Annotated in this window: 19 protein-coding genes, 1 tRNA gene and 1 pseudogene; 16 read left to right on the top strand and 5 right to left on the bottom strand. The window is 65.9% G+C overall.

The window, feature by feature from the left end; translation table 11 throughout:
* From VHK65_08625 to VHK65_08555, 15 genes are all read left to right on the top strand, one after another.
* On the top strand, nucleotides 1–707 hold a 707-nt coding region (locus VHK65_08625), incomplete at its 5' end, for an NADH-ubiquinone oxidoreductase-F iron-sulfur binding region domain-containing protein (GenBank protein ID HVS06217.1).
* Nucleotides 707–2,596, top strand: coding sequence for a molybdopterin-dependent oxidoreductase (locus VHK65_08620; protein ID HVS06216.1), 1,890 nt, complete (start codon nucleotides 707–709; stop codon nucleotides 2,594–2,596). The genes VHK65_08625 and VHK65_08620, both read left to right, overlap by 1 nt.
* Nucleotides 2,593–3,600 (top strand): NADH-quinone oxidoreductase subunit NuoH, encoded by a 1,008-nt coding sequence (gene nuoH, locus VHK65_08615; protein ID HVS06215.1) that lies wholly within the window; start codon nucleotides 2,593–2,595, stop codon nucleotides 3,598–3,600. The genes VHK65_08620 and nuoH overlap by 4 nt, the downstream gene beginning before the upstream one ends.
* Nucleotides 3,600–4,112 (top strand): NADH-quinone oxidoreductase subunit NuoI, encoded by a 513-nt coding sequence (gene nuoI, locus VHK65_08610; GenBank protein ID HVS06214.1) that lies wholly within the window; start codon nucleotides 3,600–3,602, stop codon nucleotides 4,110–4,112. The genes nuoH and nuoI overlap by 1 nt, the downstream gene beginning before the upstream one ends.
* Entirely contained in the window at nucleotides 4,106–4,612 is a 507-nt protein-coding gene (locus VHK65_08605; GenBank protein ID HVS06213.1) for an NADH-quinone oxidoreductase subunit J, read from the top strand. Before nuoI ends, VHK65_08605 begins: the two co-directional genes overlap by 7 nt.
* On the top strand, nucleotides 4,612–4,917 hold the full coding sequence (gene nuoK, locus VHK65_08600) for an NADH-quinone oxidoreductase subunit NuoK (GenBank protein ID HVS06212.1): 306 nt from the start codon (nucleotides 4,612–4,614) through the stop codon (nucleotides 4,915–4,917). The genes VHK65_08605 and nuoK overlap by 1 nt, the downstream gene beginning before the upstream one ends.
* Before the next feature lie 6 nt (nucleotides 4,918–4,923).
* Entirely contained in the window at nucleotides 4,924–6,807 is a 1,884-nt protein-coding gene (gene nuoL, locus VHK65_08595; GenBank protein HVS06211.1) for an NADH-quinone oxidoreductase subunit L, read from the top strand.
* On the top strand, nucleotides 6,804–8,333 hold the full coding sequence (locus tag VHK65_08590) for an NADH-quinone oxidoreductase subunit M (GenBank protein HVS06210.1): 1,530 nt from the start codon (nucleotides 6,804–6,806) through the stop codon (nucleotides 8,331–8,333). Before nuoL ends, VHK65_08590 begins: the two co-directional genes overlap by 4 nt.
* Nucleotides 8,330–9,784: an NADH-quinone oxidoreductase subunit N gene (locus tag VHK65_08585; GenBank protein ID HVS06209.1), complete on the top strand. Its 1,455-nt coding sequence runs from the start codon at nucleotides 8,330–8,332 to the stop codon at nucleotides 9,782–9,784. The genes VHK65_08590 and VHK65_08585 overlap by 4 nt, the downstream gene beginning before the upstream one ends.
* Before the next feature lie 33 nt (nucleotides 9,785–9,817).
* The gene (locus VHK65_08580; GenBank protein ID HVS06208.1) at nucleotides 9,818–11,095 is read left to right on the top strand and encodes a cytochrome c biogenesis protein ResB; all 1,278 of its coding nucleotides are present in this window, start codon (nucleotides 9,818–9,820) and stop codon (nucleotides 11,093–11,095) included.
* 218 nt (nucleotides 11,096–11,313) lie between these two features.
* Complete coding sequence (locus VHK65_08575; GenBank protein HVS06207.1) at nucleotides 11,314–11,853, top strand: TadE/TadG family type IV pilus assembly protein; 540 nt, start codon at nucleotides 11,314–11,316, stop codon at nucleotides 11,851–11,853.
* The gene (locus VHK65_08570) at nucleotides 11,850–12,374 is read left to right on the top strand and encodes a TadE/TadG family type IV pilus assembly protein (protein ID HVS06206.1); all 525 of its coding nucleotides are present in this window, start codon (nucleotides 11,850–11,852) and stop codon (nucleotides 12,372–12,374) included. Before VHK65_08575 ends, VHK65_08570 begins: the two co-directional genes overlap by 4 nt.
* 14 nt (nucleotides 12,375–12,388) lie before the next feature.
* Nucleotides 12,389–13,831, top strand: coding sequence for a pilus assembly protein TadG-related protein (locus VHK65_08565; GenBank protein ID HVS06205.1), 1,443 nt, complete (start codon nucleotides 12,389–12,391; stop codon nucleotides 13,829–13,831).
* Nucleotides 13,832–13,854: 23 nt separating this feature from the next.
* Complete coding sequence (locus tag VHK65_08560) at nucleotides 13,855–14,766, top strand: DMT family transporter (protein HVS06204.1); 912 nt, start codon at nucleotides 13,855–13,857, stop codon at nucleotides 14,764–14,766.
* Between the two features lie 20 nt (nucleotides 14,767–14,786).
* Nucleotides 14,787–15,359 (top strand): hypothetical protein, encoded by a 573-nt coding sequence (locus VHK65_08555; protein HVS06203.1) that lies wholly within the window; start codon nucleotides 14,787–14,789, stop codon nucleotides 15,357–15,359.
* A gap of 342 nt (nucleotides 15,360–15,701) precedes the next feature.
* Here the strand turns inward: VHK65_08555 and VHK65_08550 are convergent.
* Both VHK65_08550 and VHK65_08545 read right to left on the bottom strand, forming a co-directional pair.
* Nucleotides 15,702–15,998: pseudogene (locus VHK65_08550) on the bottom strand (leucine zipper domain-containing protein).
* 115 nt (nucleotides 15,999–16,113) lie between these two features.
* A tRNA-Arg gene (locus tag VHK65_08545) sits at nucleotides 16,114–16,187 on the bottom strand.
* A 480-nt stretch (nucleotides 16,188–16,667) separates the two neighbouring features.
* Between VHK65_08545 and VHK65_08540 the strand changes: the two genes are divergently transcribed.
* A complete protein-coding gene (locus VHK65_08540) occupies nucleotides 16,668–19,565 on the top strand; it encodes a BTAD domain-containing putative transcriptional regulator (GenBank protein HVS06202.1) in 2,898 nt (965 codons plus the stop codon).
* Here VHK65_08540 and VHK65_08535 read toward each other — a convergent pair.
* Genes VHK65_08535 through VHK65_08525 form a run of 3 tightly spaced genes read right to left on the bottom strand, consistent with a single transcriptional unit; the run spans nucleotide 19,562 to nucleotide 23,474 of the window.
* Entirely contained in the window at nucleotides 19,562–20,926 is a 1,365-nt protein-coding gene (locus VHK65_08535) for a zinc ribbon domain-containing protein (GenBank protein ID HVS06201.1), read from the bottom strand. The two genes, VHK65_08540 and VHK65_08535, sit on opposite strands and share 4 nt — an antisense overlap.
* Entirely contained in the window at nucleotides 20,923–21,528 is a 606-nt protein-coding gene (locus tag VHK65_08530) for a phage tail protein (protein ID HVS06200.1), read from the bottom strand. The genes VHK65_08535 and VHK65_08530 overlap by 4 nt, the downstream gene beginning before the upstream one ends.
* Entirely contained in the window at nucleotides 21,525–23,474 is a 1,950-nt protein-coding gene (locus tag VHK65_08525) for a putative baseplate assembly protein (protein ID HVS06199.1), read from the bottom strand. Before VHK65_08525 ends, VHK65_08530 begins: the two co-directional genes overlap by 4 nt.
* Nucleotides 23,475–23,502: the final 28 nt, after the last annotated feature.

Here is a 23,502-nt window from a genome sequence, read left to right as displayed (position 1 = left end):
CGGCGATCAAGGGCCTCTACGGCAAGCCAACGATCATGAACAATGTCGAGACGGTCTGCAACCTGCCGCACATCGTCATCAACGGTGCCGACTGGTTCGGCACCATGGGGACGCCAACCGGGAAGGGGACACGGGTGTGGTGCATGAGCGGGCATGTCAACCGCCCGGGCAACTATGAGTTGGAAAACGGCACGCCGATTCGCGAGCTGATCGAGGAGCACGGTGGCGGCGTCTGGAAGAACCGCAAGCTCAAGGCGTTCCAGCCGGGCGGCGCCTCGATGATGGTGTTGCTGCCCGAGCATCTCGACGTCGGCCTGGACTTCGACGCAATCCAGAAGGCCGGCTCGCTGGCGGGCGCCGGCGCGATGGTCGTCATGGACGAAACCACCTGTATGGTCGACGCCGCTCGGCGCTACGTAAAGTTCTTCCACCACGAGAGTTGCGGTAAGTGCACGCCTTGCCGCGAGGGCACTTTCTGGATGTCGAATCTATTTGATCGCTTCGAAGGCGGGGAGGCGAAAGCCACCGACGTCGACCTGCTGCTCGACATCGGGTACAGCATCGATGGGCGCTCCTTCTGTCCCCTCGGCGATGCCTCGACCTGGTTCCCACGCAGCGTCATCAAGTTTTTCCGCGACGAGTTCCTCGAGCACGTCTCGGAAAAGGGCTGTCCCTTCAAGAAGACGGCGCAGGAGGCGGTCGCCTGATGGCCACGGTCCAGACCGACCAGGTCACGCTCACGATCGACGGGCAGTCCGTCACCGTTCCCAAGGGCACCCTGATCCTCGACGCGGCCAAGGCGATCAACATCGACATCCCGATCTTCTGCTCGCATCCGAAGATGGCCCCGGTTGCCGTCTGCCGGATGTGCCTGGTCGAGGTGGAGAAGATGCCGAAGTTGCAGCCGGCCTGCGCCGTGTACGTCGCCGACGGCATGGTCGTGAAAACGACCACCGAGCAGGTTGGCAAGTACCAGAAGGGTGTCCTCGAGCTCCTCCTGATCAACCACCCCCTCGACTGCCCGATCTGCGACAAGGGCGGCGAATGCCCGCTGCAGGACCAGACCTTCCAATATGGCCCCGGCGCCAGCCGCTTCGAATTTCCGAAGGCGCATTTCGACAAGGGTGTGCCGCTTTCCGACAAGATCGTCCTCGACCGCGAGCGCTGCATCCTGTGCTGGCGCTGCACCAGGTTCAGTGAGGAGATCTCAGGGGAGCGCGAGCTGGCGCTGATCCAGCGGGGGGTCCACACCATCATCGGCACCTTCAACGACGAACCGGCCCAGTCGAACTACCAGGGCAACTGGACAGAGATCTGCCCGGTCGGCGCGCTGACCTCGCGGCAGTATCGATTCGTCAGCCGCCCCTGGGACCTGGACCGCACCGCCAGCGTTTGCCCCGGCTGCAGCATGGGTTGCAACATCCACCTCGACGCCCGCAGCAACCGGATCGGACGCTTCCAGTCGCGAGAAAACCTCGCGGTCGACGACGGCTGGCTCTGCGATATGGGTCGCTACAGCTTCCCGCATTTCCAGCGCACCACGCAGGACCGGCCGCAGATCCGCCGCAACGGCGCGCTGGAAAAGGTCACCTATGACGAGGCGATCGCCTTCACGGCCGATGCGCTGAAGCAGCTCAAGCAGGCCGGTGCCCAGGCGGCGGGGTGGGCCTCGCCGGCGGCCAGCAACGAGGAGCTCTTCCTCTTCCAGCGACTCTTCCGCGAGGTTCTCGGCTCGCCCAACATCGATCACCGCAGCGGCGTCCTCGAAGATGCCGAGACGGACGATATGACGCTGCCGATCGCCGACATCGAGCGCTGCGACCATGTCGTCCTGCTGGGTGGCCAGGATGTCATCGATGCGGCGCCGGTGCTCCACCTGCGTCTGTTCAAGAGCCAGCGCAAGGGCCTCCAGGTCTCGAAGGTCGGCGCTGCCGACGTCAAGAAAGCTCTCGACGCCGTCCCCGCGGAGGCTCACGCGGTTGGCATCCTGGCGGCGGAAACCAACAAGAAGGCGGCCGTCGAGCTCCAGGGCAAACTGCAAAAGAAGGTGAAGGGCAGCGTCCGACGGCTGATCGTGACCACCGGACCCAACGGGCGCGGTGCCAAGGACCTCGGCATCCTGCCGCACCGTGGGCCTGGCTATGTCTCGCTCAACGGAACGTCGGGAAAGGGGAGGGTGGAGTGGCCGGGCGCCGGCGTCAAGGCGCTCTACGTGCACGAGTCCAGCCCGCTGAACGGCTTCGTGCCGACCGATGCCGAATCGATGTGGCTGTCCGCGCTGCCGCTGGTGATCTTCCACCGCTTCAAGCCATCGCTCCTCGACGAGGTCGCCCACGTCATCATCCCGGGCCATGCCTTCACGGAAAAGGACGGCACCGTGACCAACATGGAGGGTCGCGTGCAGCGGATTTCGAAGGGCATCGACGCCGCTTGGGTGAGGGAAGACTGGCGCGTCTTCCAGGAGATCGCGAACAAGCTCGGCGCCTCCTGGGATTACGCGAGCGTCGAGGGGATCACGGCCGACCTGGTCCGCGCGCTGCCACCCTATGCCGCGGTCAACCAGGGCGCGCCGGTGCGCTGGAGCGAACAGCGATGACGCTCGAAGTCGTCGTCGAGACCTTGATCAAGGCGGTCATCGTGATCGGGGCCTTGCTGACCGGCTTTGCGTATCTCACGCTGTTCGAGCGGAAGGTACAGGCGCGCATGCAGCAGCGGCCGGGACCGAACCGGGTCGGCCCTTGGGGACTCCTGCAGCCGGCGGCCGACGGCTTGAAGCTGTTCTTCAAGTCGAGCAGCGCACCGTCGAGCCGCGACCGATTTCTTTACCTGCTGGCGCCGATGATCTCGATCATGGCGGCGCTCGCCAGCTTCGCGATCATTCCGATCAGCGGGCCCGGTCCGCTCAACTTCTTCGGCCATCCAGTCGGCTGGTACGTGATGAACGTCAACATCGGCGTTCTCTGGTACTTCGCGGTGACGTCAGTGGGCGTCTATGGCATCTTTCTTGCCGGTTACTCATCGAACAGCAAGTACTCGATGCTCGGTGCGCTGCGCTCATCAGCCCAGATGATCAGCTACGAGATGGCGCTCGGCCTCTCGCTGGTCCCGGTCTTCATCCTGGCCGGCTCCGCCCGGCTGGTCGATATCGTCAACGCCCAACACACCTGGTGGTTCATCCTCCCGTTGCTGCCGGCATTCTTCCTGTACTTGATTGCGGGCATCGCCGAGACGAACCGTGCGCCCTTCGATCTACCGGAAGCCGAGACCGAGCTGGTTGCCGGCTATCACACCGAGTACTCGGGGTTGCGCTTCGCGCTCTTCTTCATGGCGGAGTACATCAACATGATCATCGTCAGCTCGGTCGCCACCATCGTCTTCCTCGGCGGCTGGTGGGGCCCACTCGGCATCCTGCCGGGCCCGTGGTGGTTCGTGTTGAAGGTGGTTGTGCTGCTGTACGTCTACGTCTGGTTGCGCGCCACGCTGCCCCGCATGCGCTATGACCGATTGATGGCGCTCAGCTGGAAGTCGCTGTTCCCACTGTCGCTGGCGATGATGATGATCACCGCCATCGTGGTGGTCGCCGCCCAGGGGACGCTCTGATGGCGCTTCGCGAGATCTTGCTGGGTCCCCTCTACATCGCCCGCGCCCTGGCGACAACCTTCAAGCACAACACCAAGCCGATCGTCACCATCGAGTACCCAGAGCGGCAGAAGGCGGTTCCACCGCGCGAGCGCGGCCGCCACATCCTGCACCGCTATGCCGATGGCCTCGAGAAGTGTGTCGGCTGCGAGCTCTGTGCCATCGCCTGCCCGGTGGGATGCATCGTGGTGGAGGCGGCCGAGAACACCCCCGAGCACCGGGTCTCACCTGGAGAGCGCTACGCCAAGCGATACGAGATCAACTTGCTGCGCTGCATCTATTGCGGCATGTGCGAGGAGGCCTGCCCCTACGACGCCATCACCATGGGCCCCCGCTACGACCTCGCGGACGACCATCCGGACAAGTTCATCGCCGTGAAAGAGGACATGCTGGAACCGCTCTCCGCCAGCCTGAGCGATACGGCTGTCCCGTCCGGATCCCCGTCCGCCCAGCCGGTGCCGCGCAAGTGGTAGTCGGGTTCGCCATCGTGGCGGCCTGGGAGGTGGTGACGGCGGTCGGCGTGGTGGCGTTCCGCAAGCCGATGTACAACGCGCTCTCGCTGGTGGCCAACATGCTCGGCCTGGCAGTGCTCTTCCTGATGTTGAACGCGCAGTTCCTGTTTGCCGCGCAGATCATCGTCTACGCCGGTGCCGTGATGGTGCTCTTCGTCTTCATTATCGCCCTCATGAACCCGGAGGCGGATATCAGCTTCAGGCCACGGGGCACGGAGTGGATCTACGGTGTCGTGTTCGGCGTCATCTTCGCCGCGCTGCTGGGCGGCTTGCTCTTCAACCGCGGGCTGACCGGCCGTCTCGGTACGTTCACGCCCGAGGTGATCGCTGCCGCGGGCAACGTGCAAACTATCGGCATCCTCCTCTATACCCGGTTCCTGTTGCCGGTCGAGGTCACGTCCGTCCTCTTGCTGATCGCGGCGGTCGGCGCGGTCTACCTGGCGATGCGGAGGATCCGCTGATGCCGGTTCCCGCCTCGACCTTCCTGCTCTTGAGCGCCGTCCTCTTTACGTTGGGGGCGATCGGCTTCATGGTGCGGCGTAACCCGCTCGTGGTCTTCATGTGCATCGAGCTGATGCTCAACGCCGTCAACCTGGCCTTCGCCGCGATGAGCCGCTACCTGAACTCGCTCGACGGCGTCGTCTTCGCCTTCCTCGTGATCACGGTCGCGGCGGCAGAGGTGGTGGTCGGGATCGCCATCATCGTGCAGGTCTATCGGGCCGGCCGGCAGATGGATGTCGACGAGCTCGACTTGATGAAGGAGTAGCGGGCGGTGGAGATCCTCGCGCCGCTGGTCCTCCTAGCGCCAATCGCGGGGTTCCTGGTCAACGCCCTCTTCGGCCGGCTGCTGCCCAAGCGCGTGGTCGGATGGGTCGGAGCAGGCAGCATCGGATTGGCCTTCGTCTTCGTGCTGCTGATCTTCTCGCAAGTGCTCGGCGGTCAGAAGATCGACCAGACCTATTTCACCTGGTGGCAGAGCGGCGACTTCAACGTCCCCTTCAACCTCTACGTCGATGCGCTATCGACCCTGATGGTCCTGGTGATCACCGGCGTCGGCTTCCTGATCCACGTCTATTCGATCGGCTACATGCGGGATGACCCCGGCTACTCGCGCTTCTTCGCCTATATGAACCTCTTCGTCTTCTCGATGCTCCTGCTCGTCCTTTCCGGGAATCTCGTCTGGCTGATCATCGGCTGGGCGATGGTCGGCCTCAGTTCCTACCTGCTGATCGGCTTCTGGTTCGAGCGCCAGTCGGCGGTGCTGGCGGCCCGCAAGGCCTTCGTCATGAACACCATTGGCGACGTCGGCATGGTCTTCGCCGCCTTCTTGATCTTCCTCAACCTCCGCGTTCTCGATTTTCAGAACCTCTTCAACCGCGTTCATCAGCTCCCCAAGGGCGGTACCGTCATCACCGCCATCTGCCTGCTGCTGCTGGTCGGGGCCGTGGCGAAATCCGCACAGCTCCCACTCCACACCTGGCTTCCGGACGCCATGGAGGGCCCGACGCCGGTCTCGGCCCTGATCCACGCCGCCACCATGGTCACCGCCGGCGTCTACCTGGTGGCGCGCATGCACCTGCTCTACGATTGGGCGCCGACCGCGGCCGCCACCGTCGCCGTGATCGGCGGCGTGACCGCCTTCTTCGCGGCCACTATCGGGACCTCCCAGGTCGACATCAAGCGGATCCTCGCCTACTCGACGATGAGCCAGATCGGCTACATGTTCCTCGCCGTGGGGATCGGCGCCTACACCGCCGGCATGTTCCATTTCATGACACACGCCTTCTTCAAGGCGCTCCTCTTCCTCGCGGCGGGCAACGTGATCCACGCTTTCCACGAGGACCAGGACATCCGCCACATGGGGAATCTGCGTGCCGGTCTCCCCATCACGTTCTGGACATTCTTGATCGGCACGCTCTCCATCAGTGGTTTCCCGCTGTTTGCCGGCTTCTTCAGCAAGGACGAGATCATCCGCGCGGCATTGAACGCGACCGGAGGCGAGTTCTGGCTCGGGGTGCTGGCGCTGCTCACGGCCGGCCTGACCGCGTACTACATGTTCCGGCTCTTCTTTATCGCCTTCGGCTGGGAGTGGTTGGCCCATGACGACCGCCACCTGCATGAGGCGCTGCCGATCCAGACTATCCCGATCGTGATTCTCGCCGCCGGCGCGGTGGTCGGCGGCTACATCCCGGTGGCCAGCTTCCTGACACCGGTGTTCGGCCGCGCGGTCGACGTGGGGACGGCCGCGTTCGTCGGCCTGGCCGCGCTTTCGGTGCTGGTCGCGCTGGTCGGCTTCGCCGTCGCCTACCTGCTGCACGCCCGCCGCCCCGAGCTGGCGGTGGCCTGGCGGACCCGGCTCGGCCCGATCCACACGCTGGTCGAGCACAAGTACTACATCGACGAGCTCTACGACCGCCTCTTCGTCCGGCCCGGGCTGGCGCTCGCCCGTTTCCTCAACGACGTGGTGGAACCACGGGTGATCGATGGCGCGGTGAATGCCGTGGCGGCGGCCGTGATGGTTGAGGCGCAGGACGTCCGCGCGATCCAAACCGGCCGGGTACGCAGCTATGCCCTGGTGACCCTGGGCGGCGCGGTCGGCGTCCTCGTCATCGTCGCCTGGTACCTCGGGTATCTGCCCTGGAAGTTTGGCGCATGAGCTGGTACACCCTGCCCACCAACGTGCCGTGGTTGACGCTGATCCTCGTGCTTCCCCTGGTTGGCGCCCTCCTCGTGGCGATCACGCCTTCGGTCGCGGGGCGTGTCATCAAACAGCTTGGGATCCTCACCTCGGTGCTCACCCTGGCCCTGGTGGTCGCCGTCATCGGTGGATTCCAGCAGGGCGTGGGCAATCTCCACCTGCAGTTCGAGGAAACGCTGCAGTGGATTCCCTCGCTGGGGATCAGCTATCACCTCGGCATCGACGGCTTGAGCCTCTTCCTGCTCGGCCTGAATGCCTTGCTCTTCTTGATCGCGATCGTCGTCACCGATTCGTCCACGCGCCGCCTCAAGGAGTTCATCCTGCTGCTGCTCATCCTGGAGGCCGCTACCGCCGGCATCCTCCTGGCGCTTGACCTCATCCTCTTCTATGTCTTCTGGGAGGCGATGCTGGTTCCGCTCTACTTCCTGATCGGGGTGTGGGGCGAGGGCCGTCGGATCTACGCCGCGTTCAAATTCCTCATCTACACCGTCGTCGGCAGCTTCGCGATGCTGGTCGCCATCCTTGCGGTCGCGGGGATCAACTTCTCGCAGACGGGCCAGCTGACGTTCGACTGGACGGTCCTGGTGCAGCATCCGGCGACGGGGGTCTGGCATTTACCGGGCGGGCTTCCGAGCATCGGCATCCCGCAGCTCCTCTTCGTGGGTTTTGCGCTCGCCTTCGCCATCAAGATGCCGATCTGGCCACTGCACACCTGGCTGCCGGCCGCCTACACCGCCTCGCCGATTCCCGTCGTGATCGTGTTTGCCGGGCTGGTTTCGAAGCTGGGCGCCTATGGTTTCCTGCGCTTCAACCTGGCGCTCTTCCCGGATGCGGCCCATAGCCTGGGCGGGCCGCTCGCGGTGCTGGCGACGATCGGCATCCTCTACGGCGCCTTCATGGCGCTGGTCCAGACCGACCTCAAGCGGCTGGTCGCCTACGCGTCGATGAGCCACCTCGGGTTCATCGGGCTCGGCATCTTCACCGGCAACCTGCTCGGCATCGAGGGCGCCCTCGTGCAGATGATCAACCACGGCGTGATCATCGCGGCACTCTTCCTGGTGGTGGGCATGATCGAGCTGCGCGCCGGGACTCGGCTGCGCGCCGAGCTACGCGGGCTGGCGGCAACCGCCCCCTTGTTCGCAGCGCTCTTCCTCGTCGTGTCGCTCGCCGCCCTCGGCCTGCCTGGCCTGAACGGCTTTGTCGGTGAGTTCCTGATCATGCTCGGTGCCTGGGCATCGTTCCTGCCGCTCGCGGTCGGCGCCGGCATCGGGGTGATCCTTGCGGCCTGGTACGTGCTCCGCTTCTACCAGGGGAGCACGCAGGAAGCGCCACCGCAGCCGGCGAGCTTTCCCGAGGTGCGCCTGGTCGACGTCGGCGTGCTCGCGCCGCTGCTCGCCTTGATGCTTGTGATCGGGATCAGCCCAGCCTTCTTTCCCGCCGCCGTCGACGCGACCGTCAAGGCGCTGCCGGTGATCCTGCGATGACGATCAACCTGAACGGCCTCGGCATCGATTACGGAGCGATCCTGCCCGAGCTGATCGTGGTCGGCACGGCGATCGTGGTTCTCTTTTTGGACCTCGTGGTGCCGCCCGAACGCCGCGGCTGGCTCGCCGCCGTGACCGTGGTCGGGCTGCTCGGCGCGCTCGCCGCGAGCTTCCCGCTTTGGGGTCAAAACCGCGCCGCCTTCGGCGATACCGTCGTGGCCGACAGCCTGGCGGCGTTCTTCAACATTCTCCTCATCGCGGTCAGCATTCTCACGGCGCTGATCTCGCCGCGCTTCCTTCGCGCCCTCGACCTCGACTACGGCGAGTACTACGTTCTCCTGCTGGGCGCCACCGCCGGCATGATGCTGCTGGCCGCCGCCACCAGCCTGATGACGATCTTCCTCGGCATCGAGCTGCTCTCGATCTCGCTCTATGTCCTTTCCGGCTTCGCGCGGACGGCCCTGCGCTCGCAGGAAGCTGCGCTCAAATACCTTCTGCTGGGCGGCTTCGCCACCGGCTTTTTGCTCTACGGCATGGCCCTCATCTACGGCGCCACCGGCGCCACGACGCTGCGGGCGATCGCGGCGTACACGACCGCGGCCGCCACGAGCAACGTCTTGCTCCTGGTGGGCATCGCCTTGCTCTCCGTTGGGCTGGCCTTCAAGGTCTCGGCGGCCCCCTTCCATATGTGGACGCCCGATGTCTACGAAGGGGCGCCCACCGTCGTCACGACCTTCATGTCGGTGGCCACCAAGGCGGCGGCGTTTGCCGCGGTGGGGCGCATTTTCATCGCGACCTTCCCCACCCTCTGGACGCGCTGGTACTTCCCGCTGGTGTTGATCGCCATCCTCTCGCTGATCATCGGCAACCTGGTCGCGATCACGCAGGACAACCTGAAGCGCATGCTGGCTTACTCGGGGATCGCGCACGCGGGCTACATCCTGCTCGGCGTCCTCCCGGGCACGACCCAGGGCTTCACCGCCACGCTGTTCTACATCGCCGCCTATGCCGTGATGAACTTCGGCGCCTTTGCGGTCGTCACGGCGATCGGTGCCGGCGGCGAGCAGACCGCCGACCTGAGCTACTGGCGCGGTCTGTTCTACCGGCGTCCGTTCCTGGCCACCGTGATGACGATCTTCATGCTCTCCCTGGCAGGTATCCCGCCGACCGTGGGCTTCTTCGCCAAGCTGTTCGTCTTCCAGGCCCTGGTCACGGCGCAGCTCTGGGCACCACTGGTGGTCGCGGTGATCATGACGATCGTCTCCTTCTATTACTACTTGCGCGTGATCGTCGTCATGCTCGCCCAACCCGACGGGAAGGTCGCCGAGGGTCACGTCGGCTTCTCGACGAGCACCGTGCTCGGCGCGGCGGCGGTCGCCACCGTCTTCCTCGGTCTCTTTCCCTCGGTTGTCCTCGACTGGGCGAGGAGCGCGGCGTCTCTACACTTTTAGGGTCGAAATGAGGCTCGGCTCGAGGGCGCGCCCGTGATCGCTCCGTCGCCGGTTCGCCCGGCGATCCGACCGGCGGCCGGGCGGCGAATCGCGCCCCTGCGCTGGCTCGGCCGCGCCTGGCGCGAACTGCGCAAGATGCGCACCGCCATCATCTTGCTGGCGATCCTGGCGCTGCTCGCCACCATCGGCACGCTCCTCCCGCAGATTCCGCAGAATCCGCGAGGCGTGATGGGCTACGTCCTCCGCCATCCGGTGACGGCGCCCTGGTTTGCCCGGCTCGGCCTCTTCGACATCTTCAGCTCGTGGCCGTTCATCATCACCGCCGTGCTCATGTACACCTCGATCGGGGCGAGCATGTTCATTCGCGTGCCGGCCGCCTGGCGGCGTGCCAAGGATCCGGCGCAACGCAACCGTGGGCTCTGGGCGGAGGTCGCGAGCATCGTCTTCCACGCCAGCTTCTTCATCCTGCTGGTCGGCGTGATCTACGGCAAGGCGGGCGGCTTCGTCGGTAATGCGGCGGTGGTGGAAGGGGACAGCTTCGTCGAAGCCCGCGCCAATTACGACAACCTCAGCGAGGGCAAGCTTGCCACCGACCATGCCGGATTCCAGGTCAAGGTCGATCACTTCAGTGCGACCTACTGGCCGAGCGGCGCGCCCAAGGACTTCACCTCCCAGGTCCGCATCTTCGACGGCGGCCGTCTGGTCGACACGCGAAGCATCCAGGTCAACCACTACGTCGAATACCGTGGCGTGAAGATCTACCAGGCGGGGTACGGTTGGGCGCCGACGCTGCGCGTCGAAGCCCCCGACGGCCGGGTGCTCGAGGACGGGGCGACCATTTTCGTCGGCGATCCGCAGTTCGCGAACGGGGTGATCAAGGTTCCCTCCGCCGGACCGCCCTCGGAGCAGCTGGGCGCCACGGCGATCTTCATGCCGGATCCGCAGATCGTCAACCAGTCGATCGCGCCTGGTACGCCCCAGCTACGCAACCCGATCCTGCTGGTCCGGCTCTACCGGGGTGACCTCCACCTGACGCAGCCCCAGAACGTCTTCTCGCTCGACACCAGCAACATGGACCTCCGCTGGCGCGGGGCCCTCCGCGTCGGGGACAGCGTGGTCACTCCGGACGGCTACAAATTGACCTTCAGCTCGCTGAAGGCGTATACGGACCTGACGCTGAACAAGGACCCCGGGATCCCGATCGTGCTGGCCGCCTTCGTGATCGGGCTGGCCGCCCTGCTGATCAGCCTCTACCTGCCGCTGATGGGGCCCGAACAGCGCCTCGTCCCCTCCCGCGAACTGACCGGCTAGCGAGCCCAGGGCGAGCCGCGCTTTCGCGCGTAAGCGCAGGCGCCGTATGCGGCTCGTGCGAGCATCCGAGCGCATCCCCGCCCTTGGCGCGAGGGCGCCGCGAGCCGCTGGACGGCGCACCTGCGCGGGTAAGGTAACGGCCTCCGTAACGTTTCTGTCGTCGTATGACCAGAGTGAATGGTCCCAACGGCAGGGATTCAAACCGTATTCGGAGGGTCATGCTGAAGGCCGATATGCGGTGCCACCGTCTTACCCATTCCCGGAAGGGGCAGGCGATCGTCGAAACCGCCCTTTTGCTCCCCATCCTGATGCTGCTCGTGATGGGCAGCGCCGACCTGGGGCGGGTCTTCTACTACGCCATCGCCGTCACCAACTCGGCCCGCGAGGCAGCCCGCCAGGGAACGTATTACGACCCGATCTCCGGTAGCAACGCCTACGACAGCTACGCCCAGGTGCTGGCCGCCGCGCAGAAGGAAGTACCGAGCGACGTGACGCTCAGCCTCCCCCTGAGCACCCCCTCCCACTGCCTGACAGGGGCCCCCTCGGGCTGGTCGATCTACTACCCAACGCAGCCGAACGAAGGTTACGTCTTCATCTGCTTCGACGGCAATGACAGCCAGACAACGGCCGCGACGCAGACGATCCAGGTCACGATCCTCTACAACTTCTCGCCGGTGACGCCGCTGGCGCAGGTGGTTGGCGCCAGCCTGATCCAGGTCGAAGCGACCACTGCGATGCAGGTACAGAAGGGGCAATGAAGCGCAAGAAACGCGGCCAATCGCTCGTGGAGATGGCGATGATCTCGCCATTTCTGATCATGATCCTGCTGATGATGATCGACTGCGGCCGTGCCGCCTATGCCTACGCCACGCTGGCCAATGCGGCGAGGGATGGTGCCCGGTCGGCGATCACGACCGGAAGCAACCGGCCGGACAACTCCTGGGTAGTCGGCGCCGTCCAGCAGAACGCCTACGGCGTCCAACTCAACCCCGGGACGTGTATGAATGATGCCCCGCCGGCCAGTCCCAGCATGCCCGCGAACACCGGGTTGGTTTACGTTGGTGCCGGGAGCGGCAACACCACGACCAACGCCCCTGCGGGCCAGGCACCGGCCGCGGCTCTCGGCGGCTGCAGCCCGGTCATCCCCAGCTACGCTGGCCACCATGCGCTGGCAGTCACCATCAAATACAATTTCCAGCCCTTGACCCCCTTCGGCTCGCAGTTTTTCCCGGGCGGGATCGTCATGACTGTTACCAGCACCATGAGCACCGAGTATTGATGGAGAGATCCTGGTTGCGAAAGCAGTCAGGGCAGGCGGTTGTCCTCGTCGCCGTCGCGGTGGTGGTGTTGACCGCAATCCTGGCGCTGGCGCTGGACGGTGGGGGGATCTACCTCGATCGGCGACAGGTCCAGAACGCGGCCGACTCGGCCGCGCTCGCGGGGGCGGAGCTCCTGATGACGGTGCCGCCGAGCTATAGCAGCATCCACAACCAGGCGATTGCGAACCTGGTCAAGAATCTCCCGGGCACCAGCACCAGCGCGACCGTGTGCAGCGCCTCGTGCCCGAACTTGGCGAACATCGGCATCCCGGGCGGGAGCGGGATTGGCACGATCAACCTCGGTGCCGGCTACTTCGCTCAGCTCTGGGTGACCACCTCGTACACCTACCAGGTCACCGTCTGGCACACCCACCAGGTGGCAGTGGCACCGATCCACGGCTTCCAGTCGACGATCCCCTTGGCGGCACGCGCCACGGCGCAGAACGCGAACCTGCCCTATGCCGTGGTGGTGTTGCAGGACAAACCGGCGTATGCGCAATACCATGACTTGAACATCACGGGATCGACCAGCGTGCTCGCGCTGCACGGCGGCGGCGGTCCGGACGCCCGCGGCGGTGTTTTTTCCAACGCGAACATCGATCCCGGCAATGGCATCCCCGCGATCAGCTTCAGCCCGGCAGGTAACGCGGGTGATCTCTGGGCGGTAAACGAAGCGAGCGGCGACCGATGGCTATTGAACGCTGCGGGTCGGGTCACGGGACAGCAGACGGGAGGAACACTGCCACGGCTGGCATCGCACCTCGCTTCGCCGACGTATCCTGAGCCGGCACCCCCGGCGGCCAGCTTCGGCGGCACGACAGTGAGCAGTGGGACTGCGTACCTGTGTCCCGGTCAATACACGAACCAGATCAACGTCCAAAGCGCTGGGACGGCCATCTTGTTTCCCGGCGTCTACCAGGTGCAGGCAGGCGGCGTCAACGTGCAGGGCACCCTGCGCAATTTGACGGCCGCGGACCTGCCAATCTCCGGCTGCGGCCAGACCGTGACGTCGGGCGCTGATCTCGGCGTCATCATCGAGGTCAGACCAGACAACAACTCCGGCAGCACAGTTTGCAACAAGAACCAGTTCGCGGCGAGCGGCAGTTCAACAATCAGCCTGACCCCTTCGCTGAAATACTTCAACGTCAACCTCTATGTGGAGACGATGCCGGGGTGGCAAACGACCTGTACGTCGGCGCCGCTCGGTACCAACGTCGTCCAATTCTCCGCCGGCGCCTGCTACGACATTGGCGGCGCGATCTACGCGCCCGCCGAAAACATGAACCTGACGGCCAGCGCGTGCGGCACTAGTGTCGGCCAGGTTATCGCCTGGACGCTGACTCTGGACGGGAATGGCACGCTCGACGTGAACTTCACCCCGAGTCAGCTGCCCTACATGAAAGGCCTGACCCAGTAGAAGGGCATTCGTAAAATGTCGGCGTGCGCCCGTCCGCGAATCGGAGCGCGGCCGGCGTGGCCCTCGTCGTCGGATCGGCCATTTGCTTCGGCACGCTGGGCGTCTTCGGCAAGCTCGCCTATCGTCTCGGACTGACCACGCCGCAGCTGCTCAGCTATCGCTTCGCTTTGGCAGCACTGCTGCTCTGGCTGGCGGCGATCGTGATTCGGCAGGGCCTACCATCACGACGCAGCCTGATTGGCCTTGCCATCATGGGTGGTGCCGGCTACGTCGGCCAGTCTGCAGCTTATTTCAGCGCCCTCCATTTCATCCCGGTATCGACGACGGCCCTGCTGCTCTACACGTTTCCCGTGGTGGTCACGCTGCTGGCGACGTTGCTGTTCCACGAGCCGCTTGGCTGGACAAAGATCGGAGCCGTGTTCGTGGCGTTCATCGGGACAATGCTGGTCGTCCAGGCGCAGCTGAAATCCGCTCCGCTCATCGGCATCGTCCTGGGCCTGACGTCGGCCGCCGTCTACTCCGGCTACATCCTCTACGGAAGCCGGCTGCTCCCCGGGATCCCGCCCGTTTCTGCGACGGCCACCATCATGACGGCCGCCGCGATCGTGTGGAGCGGATTCGCGGCCGCGACCGATCAGCTGTCCGTGAATTGGACGCCATCGCGGCTGGCGGTGCTGGCGGGGTTCGTGGTTATCGGGACCACCGTCCCCGTGCTGACGTTCATCCTTGGTCTCAGGCTGGTTGGCCCCTCGCGGGCCGCGATCCTCAGCACCTTCGAGCCGGCGAGCAGCGTGCTGCTGGCGGTGCTCATTCTTGGGGAAGGCGCCAATCCGATCCAGTACCTCGGTGGCGCCTTCATCCTCGCCTCTGTCGTGCTGCTCGAAGGTCAGGGCTGGCGCGCGGCCCGGGCGTTAGCGCAAACGACACGCGAGTAGGCCGTTGCGCTCTCGTAGAGATGACTCCTTCTCGGAAGCTGCATAAAAACGACAAGCTCTGCGGCGCGGTCGCCGAGGCGCTCGTTGCCGCGTACGCTCTGATCAGCGCCGGTGGCAAGCTCAGTTCATATCGACCGTTTACGGATGTCGACGGAAAGGACATCATCATCGATCTCGCCGGAGGGTTTCAGGGCATCTATCTTCAGGTCAAGTGCGCCCTCGGGCTGAATCGCGATCGTCGGATACGTGGCACGGTCCGTCTGTACCGAGGTCACATTCCCTCGGACCCCAAATTCATCTACGTCTTCTGCCTCCTCGATAAACAGAAGATGGAGCCAACTCGTCTTTGGGTCGTACCTGCTGCCCAGTTCTACAAACCGGCGTATCGCACCTCTCTCGCGAAGGGAATGGTCCAGTTCAATTTCGATTGCCGGACCACCGGCGATGCACGATGGGACGAATTCGAGATCACGCGCTCGGAACTCGGTCCAAGATTGGTGGAGCTCATCAGGGCGGCCGCTAAAAGCGGGCGTCGTGCCCGAATGGAGACACAAGAGCAACTCGACGGGCGTTGGCTTCAACTCGTCGCCTAGTCTCCATCTGACACCCAATTCGGGGCCCCCGAGAAAAGCGCCGGATCGTTCCCATGCGCTTGATGAACGTGGCGTAGGCGAATCATCAACGGACGAGGCGCTGGTGTCAAGCAACGAAATGAGCCAAACGCAGCGCAATCGTTGTCGCGTCGCACTCTTGTGGAATCGTGCCCCTGAGCACCTTCGGTTGATCTGTCGCAAACCTAGTTCGGTTGAAGTGTCTCACTCTCTTGCCCTCGTCGGCGCGGTTCCGTCGGCGTACTTCTTGCGGATCTCTCCCTGGGTTTGCCGGGCCACGGTCTTCACCAGGTCGTTGCCCACCCAGTACTGCAGCGCCGGCGTGACCTTCTTGCGCACCAACTCCAGGGCGAGCCGCCGCGCCCCCCAGTACCGGTGCGCCCGGCGCAGCTCGAGCACCCAGACTTCGATCTCGGCCGGCATCTGGTGCGGACACCGCGCCGGCCGATGGGAGCGGTCGGGCAAACCCTCCAGTCCCTGCGCCTCATATCGAGCCAACCAGCGGTGAACCGTCCGCCGGCTCACGCCCCGCTGGCTCGCCACCTCCATGACCGCCCGCCCCTCCGAGAGGACGCCGAGAACTGCCTGGTACCGCTGTTCAGTCACGCTCATTTCCCTCATGGGGGAAAGTGAGACACATCAGCCGAAGTACCTGTGACGCATCACCCGAAGGTGTGGGACGCATCAGCCGAAGGCCCAATGGGACACCTCAGCCGAACTACTACAGATGGAATCGTGCCCCCTGCAGGATTCGAACCTGCGACCTAGTGCTTAGAAGGCACCCGCTCTGGTCCACTGAGCTAAGGGGGCGCGGCACCGCGGATTATAAGGATGAACCGGGGCCGGGGATGCCGACACGATTGGTCGACCCTTCCGTTGACGAGTAACGATGCGGGGTCGATACCCGCGCGCTATCCGCCGATTACCGGAAGTCCTGTTGGCCCGATAAACCACATCCCGATCAACGAATCACGCGATGAAGAACTTTACCTTCAAGAATCCACCCCGAGGGGCCGTCTACGCCGAGATACTGCAAGCCGGGTTAGAAAACGGGACAACGCTTCTTCTTGTTGTTCAGCCTTGCCTTCCTCTGGCGAACAGACGTGCGTGCTGAAGATTGAGGACTGGACTATTAGCGATAACCATATTGACAAATGCGAATGTGCGAGTAGTGTGGCGACGTACCGAGCGCGGCGGCGATGGGTAGCAGGCAGGACGTTGAAGGGATAGCGTAGGCGGCGCACTGGCGAAGCTTGCGCTGGTCGGCCCAAGTGGGGAGGGGAGACCAGGGTGAGGGAAGGGACCACGGCAGTGGTATCAGCGAAGGTGCTGATTCCGCAGGTACAGTCCCTTGCCCGCGAGCGCGTCGATGCTCTTCTTGCCCGCATCTGGCAGCATCGAGTCGGGCTGGTCGTCGCCCCGGCAGGCTCGGGGAAGAGCACGCTGCTGGCCGGCTTCGCCGCCTCAGCCGATGTTCCCGTCGCCTGGTATCGCGCAGAGAGCTGGGATGCGAAGACCACCACGCTACTCAGCCATCTCGAATCTGCCTTCACTGCTGTCCTTGGCAACATCCCGAGTGGCTGGGATTCCGTCGAAACGGCGGCTCGTGCGTTGGAGTCGTGGGCAGGACGGCGTGCGGTGCTGATCATCGATGACCTGCACGCGCTCGAGGACAGCCCGGCCGAGCGCACCATCGAGCGGCTCATCGACTACGCCCCGCCCAGCATCACGTTCCTGATCGGGTCACGCGGGCTGCCCGGTTTCAACCTCTCCCGCCTGCGCGTCTCGGGATCGCTGCTCGAAATCGGCAGCGAGGACCTGCGCTTTCGCTCCTGGGAAGTCGAGCGTCTCTTCCGCGATTTCTATCGCGCGCCCTTGCCGCCGGAAGAGCTCGCCGAGCTGGCGCGCCGCACCGAGGGGTGGGCGGCCGGCCTGCAGCTGTTTCACCTCGCGACCCGCGGGAAGTCGCCCCAGGAACGCCGTCGCATCCTGACCGCCCTGGGCAGCCGGTCGCGGCTGACCCGCGAGTATCTGACACGCAACGTTCTCGACCAGCTGCCGGCCGAGCTGCGCTGGTTCCTCGTCCGGACCTGCGTGCTGACCCGGCTCACCGGGCCGATCTGCGATGCCTTCCTCGATCGCACGGGGAGCCAGCAGGTGCTCGAGGAGCTGGAGCGGCGGCAGATCTTCACGACCGCTACCGACGATCGCGGCGGCTACCGCTATCACGAAGTGCTGCGTTCGCACCTCGAACAGGTGCTCATGGAAGAGCTCGGTGAGGTTCAGGCGCGTGCCGCGTACCGGCGGGCGGCGAGGCTGCTGGAAGCGAGCGGCGCGTTCCCCGACGCGGTGCAGGCCTATTCCCGCGGGGAAGACTGGGAGGCCGTGGACCGGATGCTCCACCACCAGGGCGGCGAACTGCTCGAAGGACCAGATACCTGGATCGATGCCCTGCCCCCGGCGCTGCTTCGTCAGGATCCCTGGCTGATGCTCGGCAGCGCCCGTCGCCATCGTGCCGAGGGGCGCTGGCGAGAGGCGATCGATGCCTACCATCGGGCCGAACGGGTCTTTGGGTCGAGCGATGCCGGGCTGATTTGCGCGACGGAGCGCAAGGCGCTGGCCGGTTGGCTCGAGCCGACTCCGATGCCCGGCAATGACTGGGCCGGTCTCTTGCGCAAGGCTGTTGCCCATGACCCGCTCGCCGCCAAACAACTCGCCAGCCAGCTGCCGGAGGCGACGGGCAAGCTGACCGTCGGGGTCGTGTGTTTGCTGGCCGGACAGATGGACCAGGCGCGCCGCCACCTGAATGCGGCGGCCGACAGCCGTGACGCTACTGCGGCGCTGGCCACCGCGGCCCGGCTCTGGGCCGGTGTCGCCGCGCTGCTCAGCGGCGATCTGCAGGGTGTGTTCGATATCGAGGAGGCCTCCGAGAGTGCGGAGACCCTCGGCCTGGGCTGGGTGGCACGGCTCTCCCGCGCGGCGCTGGTGCTGACCCAACGGCCGGGGAGCGCGCGGGAAGCCGAGGGCCTGCGTGCCGCGTGCGATCGCGACGGCGATCGGTGGGGAAGTGCTCTCGTGGGCCTGATGGTCGGATGGGCCGCGATCTATGCCGGTGACAATGCCGTCCCGCCGCTCGAGCAGGCGACCGACGCCTTCCACCAGTTAGGTGCCGGTGTCCTGGAGGCGTGGTCACGAGCGCTGCTCTCGCTGGGCCTCGCCCGCAACGGCGCCCCGGAGGCCCGCGACGCGGCCCTGCAGGCGGAAAACCTCGCGCGCTACAGCGGCACGCCGGGCGCCCGCTACTTCCCCTACCTCGCGCTCGCCGAAACCGAACCGGAGCGCGGGGCCGAGTATCGCAGCCTGGCCGTGTCCGTGCAGGAGGAATGCTGCCTGGCGCCGCTGGCCGCTCCCGCACCCGCACCGGAGAACGTGATCCCGATCGGTGTGGTCCGGACGGTGCCCTCGCTCAGCATTCGCTGCTTCGGCGGGTTCAGCATCGCGATCAACGGTCGGCCGGTCGATCTGACCACGATCAAGCCGCGCGTCCGTGCCGTGCTGCGGCTGCTGGCCGTCCATGCCGGCAATCCCGTGCATCGCGAGGTCTTGCAGGCGGCGTTCTGGCCGGACGCCGATGCCGAGACCGGGGCGCGCAACCTCCACGTGGCTGTCTCCTCCCTTCGATCGTGGCTCGAACCGGGCGTCGGCCGCGGCGGTTCATCGTTGCTGCTGCGGGAAGGCGATGCCTACCGCCTGGCGATCCAGGCGGACGCCGAGGTCGACCTGGTGCAGTTTTCGAAGGCGCTCGCCGCGGCACGGGTGGCGCGATTGCGGGGCGGTGTCGACGCGGTCGTCGCCCACTTCCAGCAAGCGCTCGAGCTCTACGCCGGCGAGCTCTTACCGGAGGACGGTCCGGCCGAGTGGGCCATCGAACCACGGGAGCGGTTTCGTGCCGGCGCGCTCGAGGCGGCGCAAGGCCTCGCCGAGCTACTGCTCAAGCAGGGCGATCCCGCCGCGGCCGCCAACGCCTGCGCGACCGGGCTCTGGGTCGATCGGCTTCACGACCCGCTCTGGAAGCTGCTGATCCAGGCGCGCGAACAAGGCGGTGATCCCGGTGCGGCAAGCCGGGCGCGGCGCGACTACGCGCGCGTCCTCGAGGAGCTCGGCCTTACCGCGAGCTCTCGCGCCTAGTCCTTGACCTTGAATTCCACTTCGGCGATCGCAACCGATGAGGGCGAGGCACCCGCCGGCGCATAGACCGACATGATGTGGATCTCGACGAAGGTCACCTGTTTGGCGTCGATCGGATAGAACTGGGCGTTCTTCGCGACCTTGGGATCCTCATCCTTGAGGGTAAGGTCGAGGGTGGTGCCATTGGAGAACACCAGGTGGACCTGATGCGGGCGCGGCTGGGCGAGGTAATCGTCGACCGGCGCGGTGCCTGCGGCGCCCGAGTCGAAACCAATCTGCGCCAGGTCGACCGGATCGTGGAAGGTCAGTTTGAGAAACGGTGCGGGATCGCCAACCCGCGCTGCCCAGTAGGTGTTGGTATGAGTGTCGATCGCCAGGTTCGGTAGATGGCCCGCGATCGAGGTGCTGGCTGACGCGCCCGTCGCGTAGACGGCGCTGTAATGCGGAAAGATCGCCTTGCGGACCGTGGTGACCGTACTCGTCACCCGATTGACGACCGCGTTGTGGAATGACGGCACCAGGAGGAAGGCGAGCAGAGCGACGGCGATCAGGGCGACGACGGCAAGGCGGAGGATCCGCCAGACGGCGCCCATCACGTTCGGCGGGCCAACTCGACGCGGCCGCCAGCCGGCTTCGCGGGTGCGGATGCCGAAAACCCGATTGAAGAAGCGACGGTACCAGGGCAGGCGGACCGCGATCGCCTCGTCCAGCGAGCTGCCACAGCGGCGGCAGAAATGGCGGGTCGGGTCGTTGCCTTCGCCGCACTGGCCGCAGATGAGGTCGCCGGGGTGCCGGCGCGTCGGCGCTTCCATGGTGCGGGCTTCCGGGCGCGGCCGGGCCACCGTCGGCGCGACGGACGTCGGCCGGCGCGACAGTGGCTCGTCCGGCTGGACAACCGAGACGGCAGGTGGTGAGGCGGGAGCGGCAGGGGCAGCGACGCTCGCCAGGACGGGCGCGGCCGTGGGCGCGGCTGGTGCGGCGACCGGTGGCGCGGGCGCGGCCGACGGTGCGCTGGGGGCGGCGGAGGTCACCGGGACGGTCCACACAACCTGTGGGGCGGGGGCCGCTGGCTCGGCTGGCGGCGCTGCCGCGGTGGCGGGCGCCGGCGCCACAACCGGGGCGGGGGCGGCTGCGGTGGGCGCTGCCGGCTGCGTCGTCGACTCCTCGATCCCGACCGCGTGCTTGACTCGGTCGATCAGGCCGACATGGGCCGGCTCGGGCACCGGCTCAGGCGCCGACGGTTCGGGCTCCGGCTGCGCGACCGCGACGCGTTCCCCGGTCCATTCCAGGAACTTCCCGCACGACCCGCAGAACGTGTCGTTGTCTTCGTTGTGGTGTCCGCACTGCTTGCAGACGATCACCCGCTTGTCACCTCCACAGTCTCCTGTACTTTCGATCGTTTGACAACCTGTACTTTGTGCGTCACGTGCGCCGGCTTGGCGGCAGCGACGAGCGCGTCGAGCCTGATCGTATTGATGCTGGACGGATCGTCGACCGAGACTCGAACCATGAGGGCAAAGTTCGGCGACCCCGGCAGCGCTTCGCCTGCCTTGGTCGCGGTCGCGACCCCGCCGGTATCGATGATTTCCGCGGTGCCCCCGGTGAGGGTCTCGACCTGCGCCTTCAATCCTTTGACCGTGCCGCGCATGCGATAGAACTCGAAGGCGTTAGCCAGCAGGGCGCGGCGGCGTTCGACCGACCAGGCGTCGTCGAGGACCAGCCCGAACCAGCTGCCGAGCCACTCCAGGAAGTCGGGGGGCGCCAGCCACGGGTCGAGATAAGCGGGTAGGTTGTCCAGCGTGGCAAAGAGCGGGGCCAGCGCCGTATCGAACGCGGACATGAAGCGTTGGGTGAAGCCGTCTTCCTGGAAGAGGGCCGGCAGCGCTTCGCCCAGCGGGTGCGGGCTGATCAGGGCCCGCACCAGGCCGCGCCCCTGGTTGACCGTCGGAGCCTGGGCGATCACGCGCCTTCCACCAGCACCTGGTGCTCGTAGGAGTAGACGAGGGCGTGGGGCTCGATGACGAGCCGCTGAACCGCCTGGCCGCGCTGGCCCGTCACCGGGTCCGCCCCGAACAGCCGGGCGTCTTCGACCAGCTCCGTTCCGTGCAGTCCCTGGAGCACGGAGTAGACCTCGCCGACGTGGACGGGCCGGCCGAAAGGCCAGCCATTGCGGTCGGGGCCGCCGCTGATCGGATGGAAGTACTGGTAGAGCGCCTCCAGCGCATCCCCCTGCAGCCGCGAGGGATTCGCGCTCGCCCGCGGGCGCAGCTTGGCGACGACCGTCACGCCGCGGTATACCGGCGGCTCGACCAGCACCCGCGTGCCGATCACGCGCGAATCCTCCAGGCGACGGGCGATGCGCTGCAGTGTCTCCTCGGCGGGCACGAGCTGCTCGAAGCGGAGGCGGCCGTCGCTGCTGCCCGCCGCCGGCACCACCAGGATGCGAACGCCGCCCGCATCCGCGCCATCGCCCGCGGTGACGCATCGGACGCGCGCCACTTCCGGTGCCGCCTCGCGCGCGAGGTGTTCGTAGTCCTCCATCGTGACGGCTCGATCGCGCGTACGTAGGACGATCGGGCCGCGCACCTTGGCGCTCTCGATGTCTTCGCCGTCGACCCCACCTTCCGCGGCACGGCGATTTTGCACCTTGGACACGTAGGGGATCGAGGACTTGAGCACCGTAATGGTGTTGCGGGCGACGTTGCCCTTCCGGCCGCCACCGATCAGATAGGAACGAAGCCGGAGCCGAGACCCCTTGGGTGGCACGGCGCCATAACTTCGGAACGTGCCGTCGGGCTCGCGCACGCCAGGCCCAAGCTGGACCTCACCGCTGACGGCGTCGAGCACGAAGTGCCGGTCGTCGGCCTTGCTGTCGACGAAATGCTGGGCCTGCTTCCACTCCTGCCAGCCGTCGATGCCGCTCACCTCGAGGATGTTGGCGGCACCTCCAGGGACCACCGGGTGGTGCTTGAGCGTGAAGCGTTGGCCGGGGACTCCTTCCGACGCCCCAAGGAGCTCGTTCTCCACCAGCTCGGCGTTCACCGCCTCGGCGGTTCCGCCGATGGTGAAGGCCGACAGGCCCTTGATGATCGGCGAGGCGCTGTAGGTCGGTTGGTCGGGCTCTGGCTTGAGCACCCGCGCCCGCAACCAACCCGCGCGTTGCTGCTCGATGACGGAGACGGTGTGGCTCTTGGGGATATGCAGCACCACGTCGCCGTCCCGGTTGAGGCCACCGGTGCCGTCTCGGTCGACGTCGCACGGCGTCCAGGCGTAGCCATCCCAGGCTTCCCAGACCAGCGGCGGGTTCTCGGGATCGACGCCCACGCCCTCGATGTCGCAGTTGAAGCGCAACGTCACGGCGCACCCAGGCACGGCCTCGGAGAGGCCGACCAGGAGGACGTCATCCGGCTTCGGCACCTTGTCGAAGCAGTAGAAGGACGTGCGTGCCTGCAGCGCCTCGCTGTGGTCGCTGACCTCTTTCTCGCCGCCAAGCGTGGAGGCTACCCGGGCGAGCGAACAGGGGACGATCGCCAGGTCGCCGATGGTGGTAAAGACGATCGCCTCATCGGTCTCGGTGCGCAGGGTGGCAGCCTGGGTACCGGGCCGGATCTGGATGACCCCCGGCTGCGGGCCCGCGAGCCAGAAGGTGATCGCGGCCCGTGCCGCCGTCGGCGGAAAAAGCCGAACGCCGATCAGTTCGAGGAATTTGATGTAGTTCCGCTCGGGAACACGATTCAGCCGGTAGAGAACCTGGTCGGTCATCCAGGCGAAGGTCTCGATCAGCGTGACCCCCGGGTCCGACACGTTGTGGTCGGTCCACTCGGGGCAGCGCTGCTGGACGAGGCGCTTGGCATCGTCGACCAGGTCCTGGAAACGTCGATCGTCGAGGTTCGGGACCGGTAGTGCCATGGCTCAGCCTCCTCCTGCAGATTTGTGG

Source organism: Candidatus Dormiibacterota bacterium (assembly GCA_035544955.1).
In the GTDB taxonomy this organism is placed as follows: Bacteria; Chloroflexota; Dormibacteria; order CF-121; family CF-121; genus CF-13.
Note: the sequence above shows the minus strand (reverse complement) of the source record. Positions and strands in the feature narration are given on the sequence as shown.

Bases quoted from the DNA above. Each gene is read 5' to 3' on its own strand.
- VHK65_08620 (HVS06216.1), top strand. From the start codon at position 707: ATGGCCACGGTCCAGACCGACCAGGTCACGCTCACGATCGACGGGCAG.
- nuoH (HVS06215.1), top strand. From the start codon at position 2,593: ATGACGCTCGAAGTCGTCGTCGAGACCTTGATCAAGGCGGTCATCGTG.
- nuoI (HVS06214.1), top strand. From the start codon at position 3,600: ATGGCGCTTCGCGAGATCTTGCTGGGTCCCCTCTACATCGCCCGCGCC.
- nuoK (HVS06212.1), top strand. From the start codon at position 4,612: ATGCCGGTTCCCGCCTCGACCTTCCTGCTCTTGAGCGCCGTCCTCTTT.
- VHK65_08590 (HVS06210.1), top strand. From the start codon at position 6,804: ATGAGCTGGTACACCCTGCCCACCAACGTGCCGTGGTTGACGCTGATC.
- VHK65_08585 (HVS06209.1), top strand. From the start codon at position 8,330: ATGACGATCAACCTGAACGGCCTCGGCATCGATTACGGAGCGATCCTG.
- VHK65_08575 (HVS06207.1), top strand. From the start codon at position 11,314: ATGCTGAAGGCCGATATGCGGTGCCACCGTCTTACCCATTCCCGGAAG.
- VHK65_08570 (HVS06206.1), top strand. From the start codon at position 11,850: ATGAAGCGCAAGAAACGCGGCCAATCGCTCGTGGAGATGGCGATGATC.
- VHK65_08555 (HVS06203.1), top strand. From the start codon at position 14,787: ATGACTCCTTCTCGGAAGCTGCATAAAAACGACAAGCTCTGCGGCGCG.
- VHK65_08525 (HVS06199.1), bottom strand. From the start codon at position 23,474: ATGGCACTACCGGTCCCGAACCTCGACGATCGACGTTTCCAGGACCTG.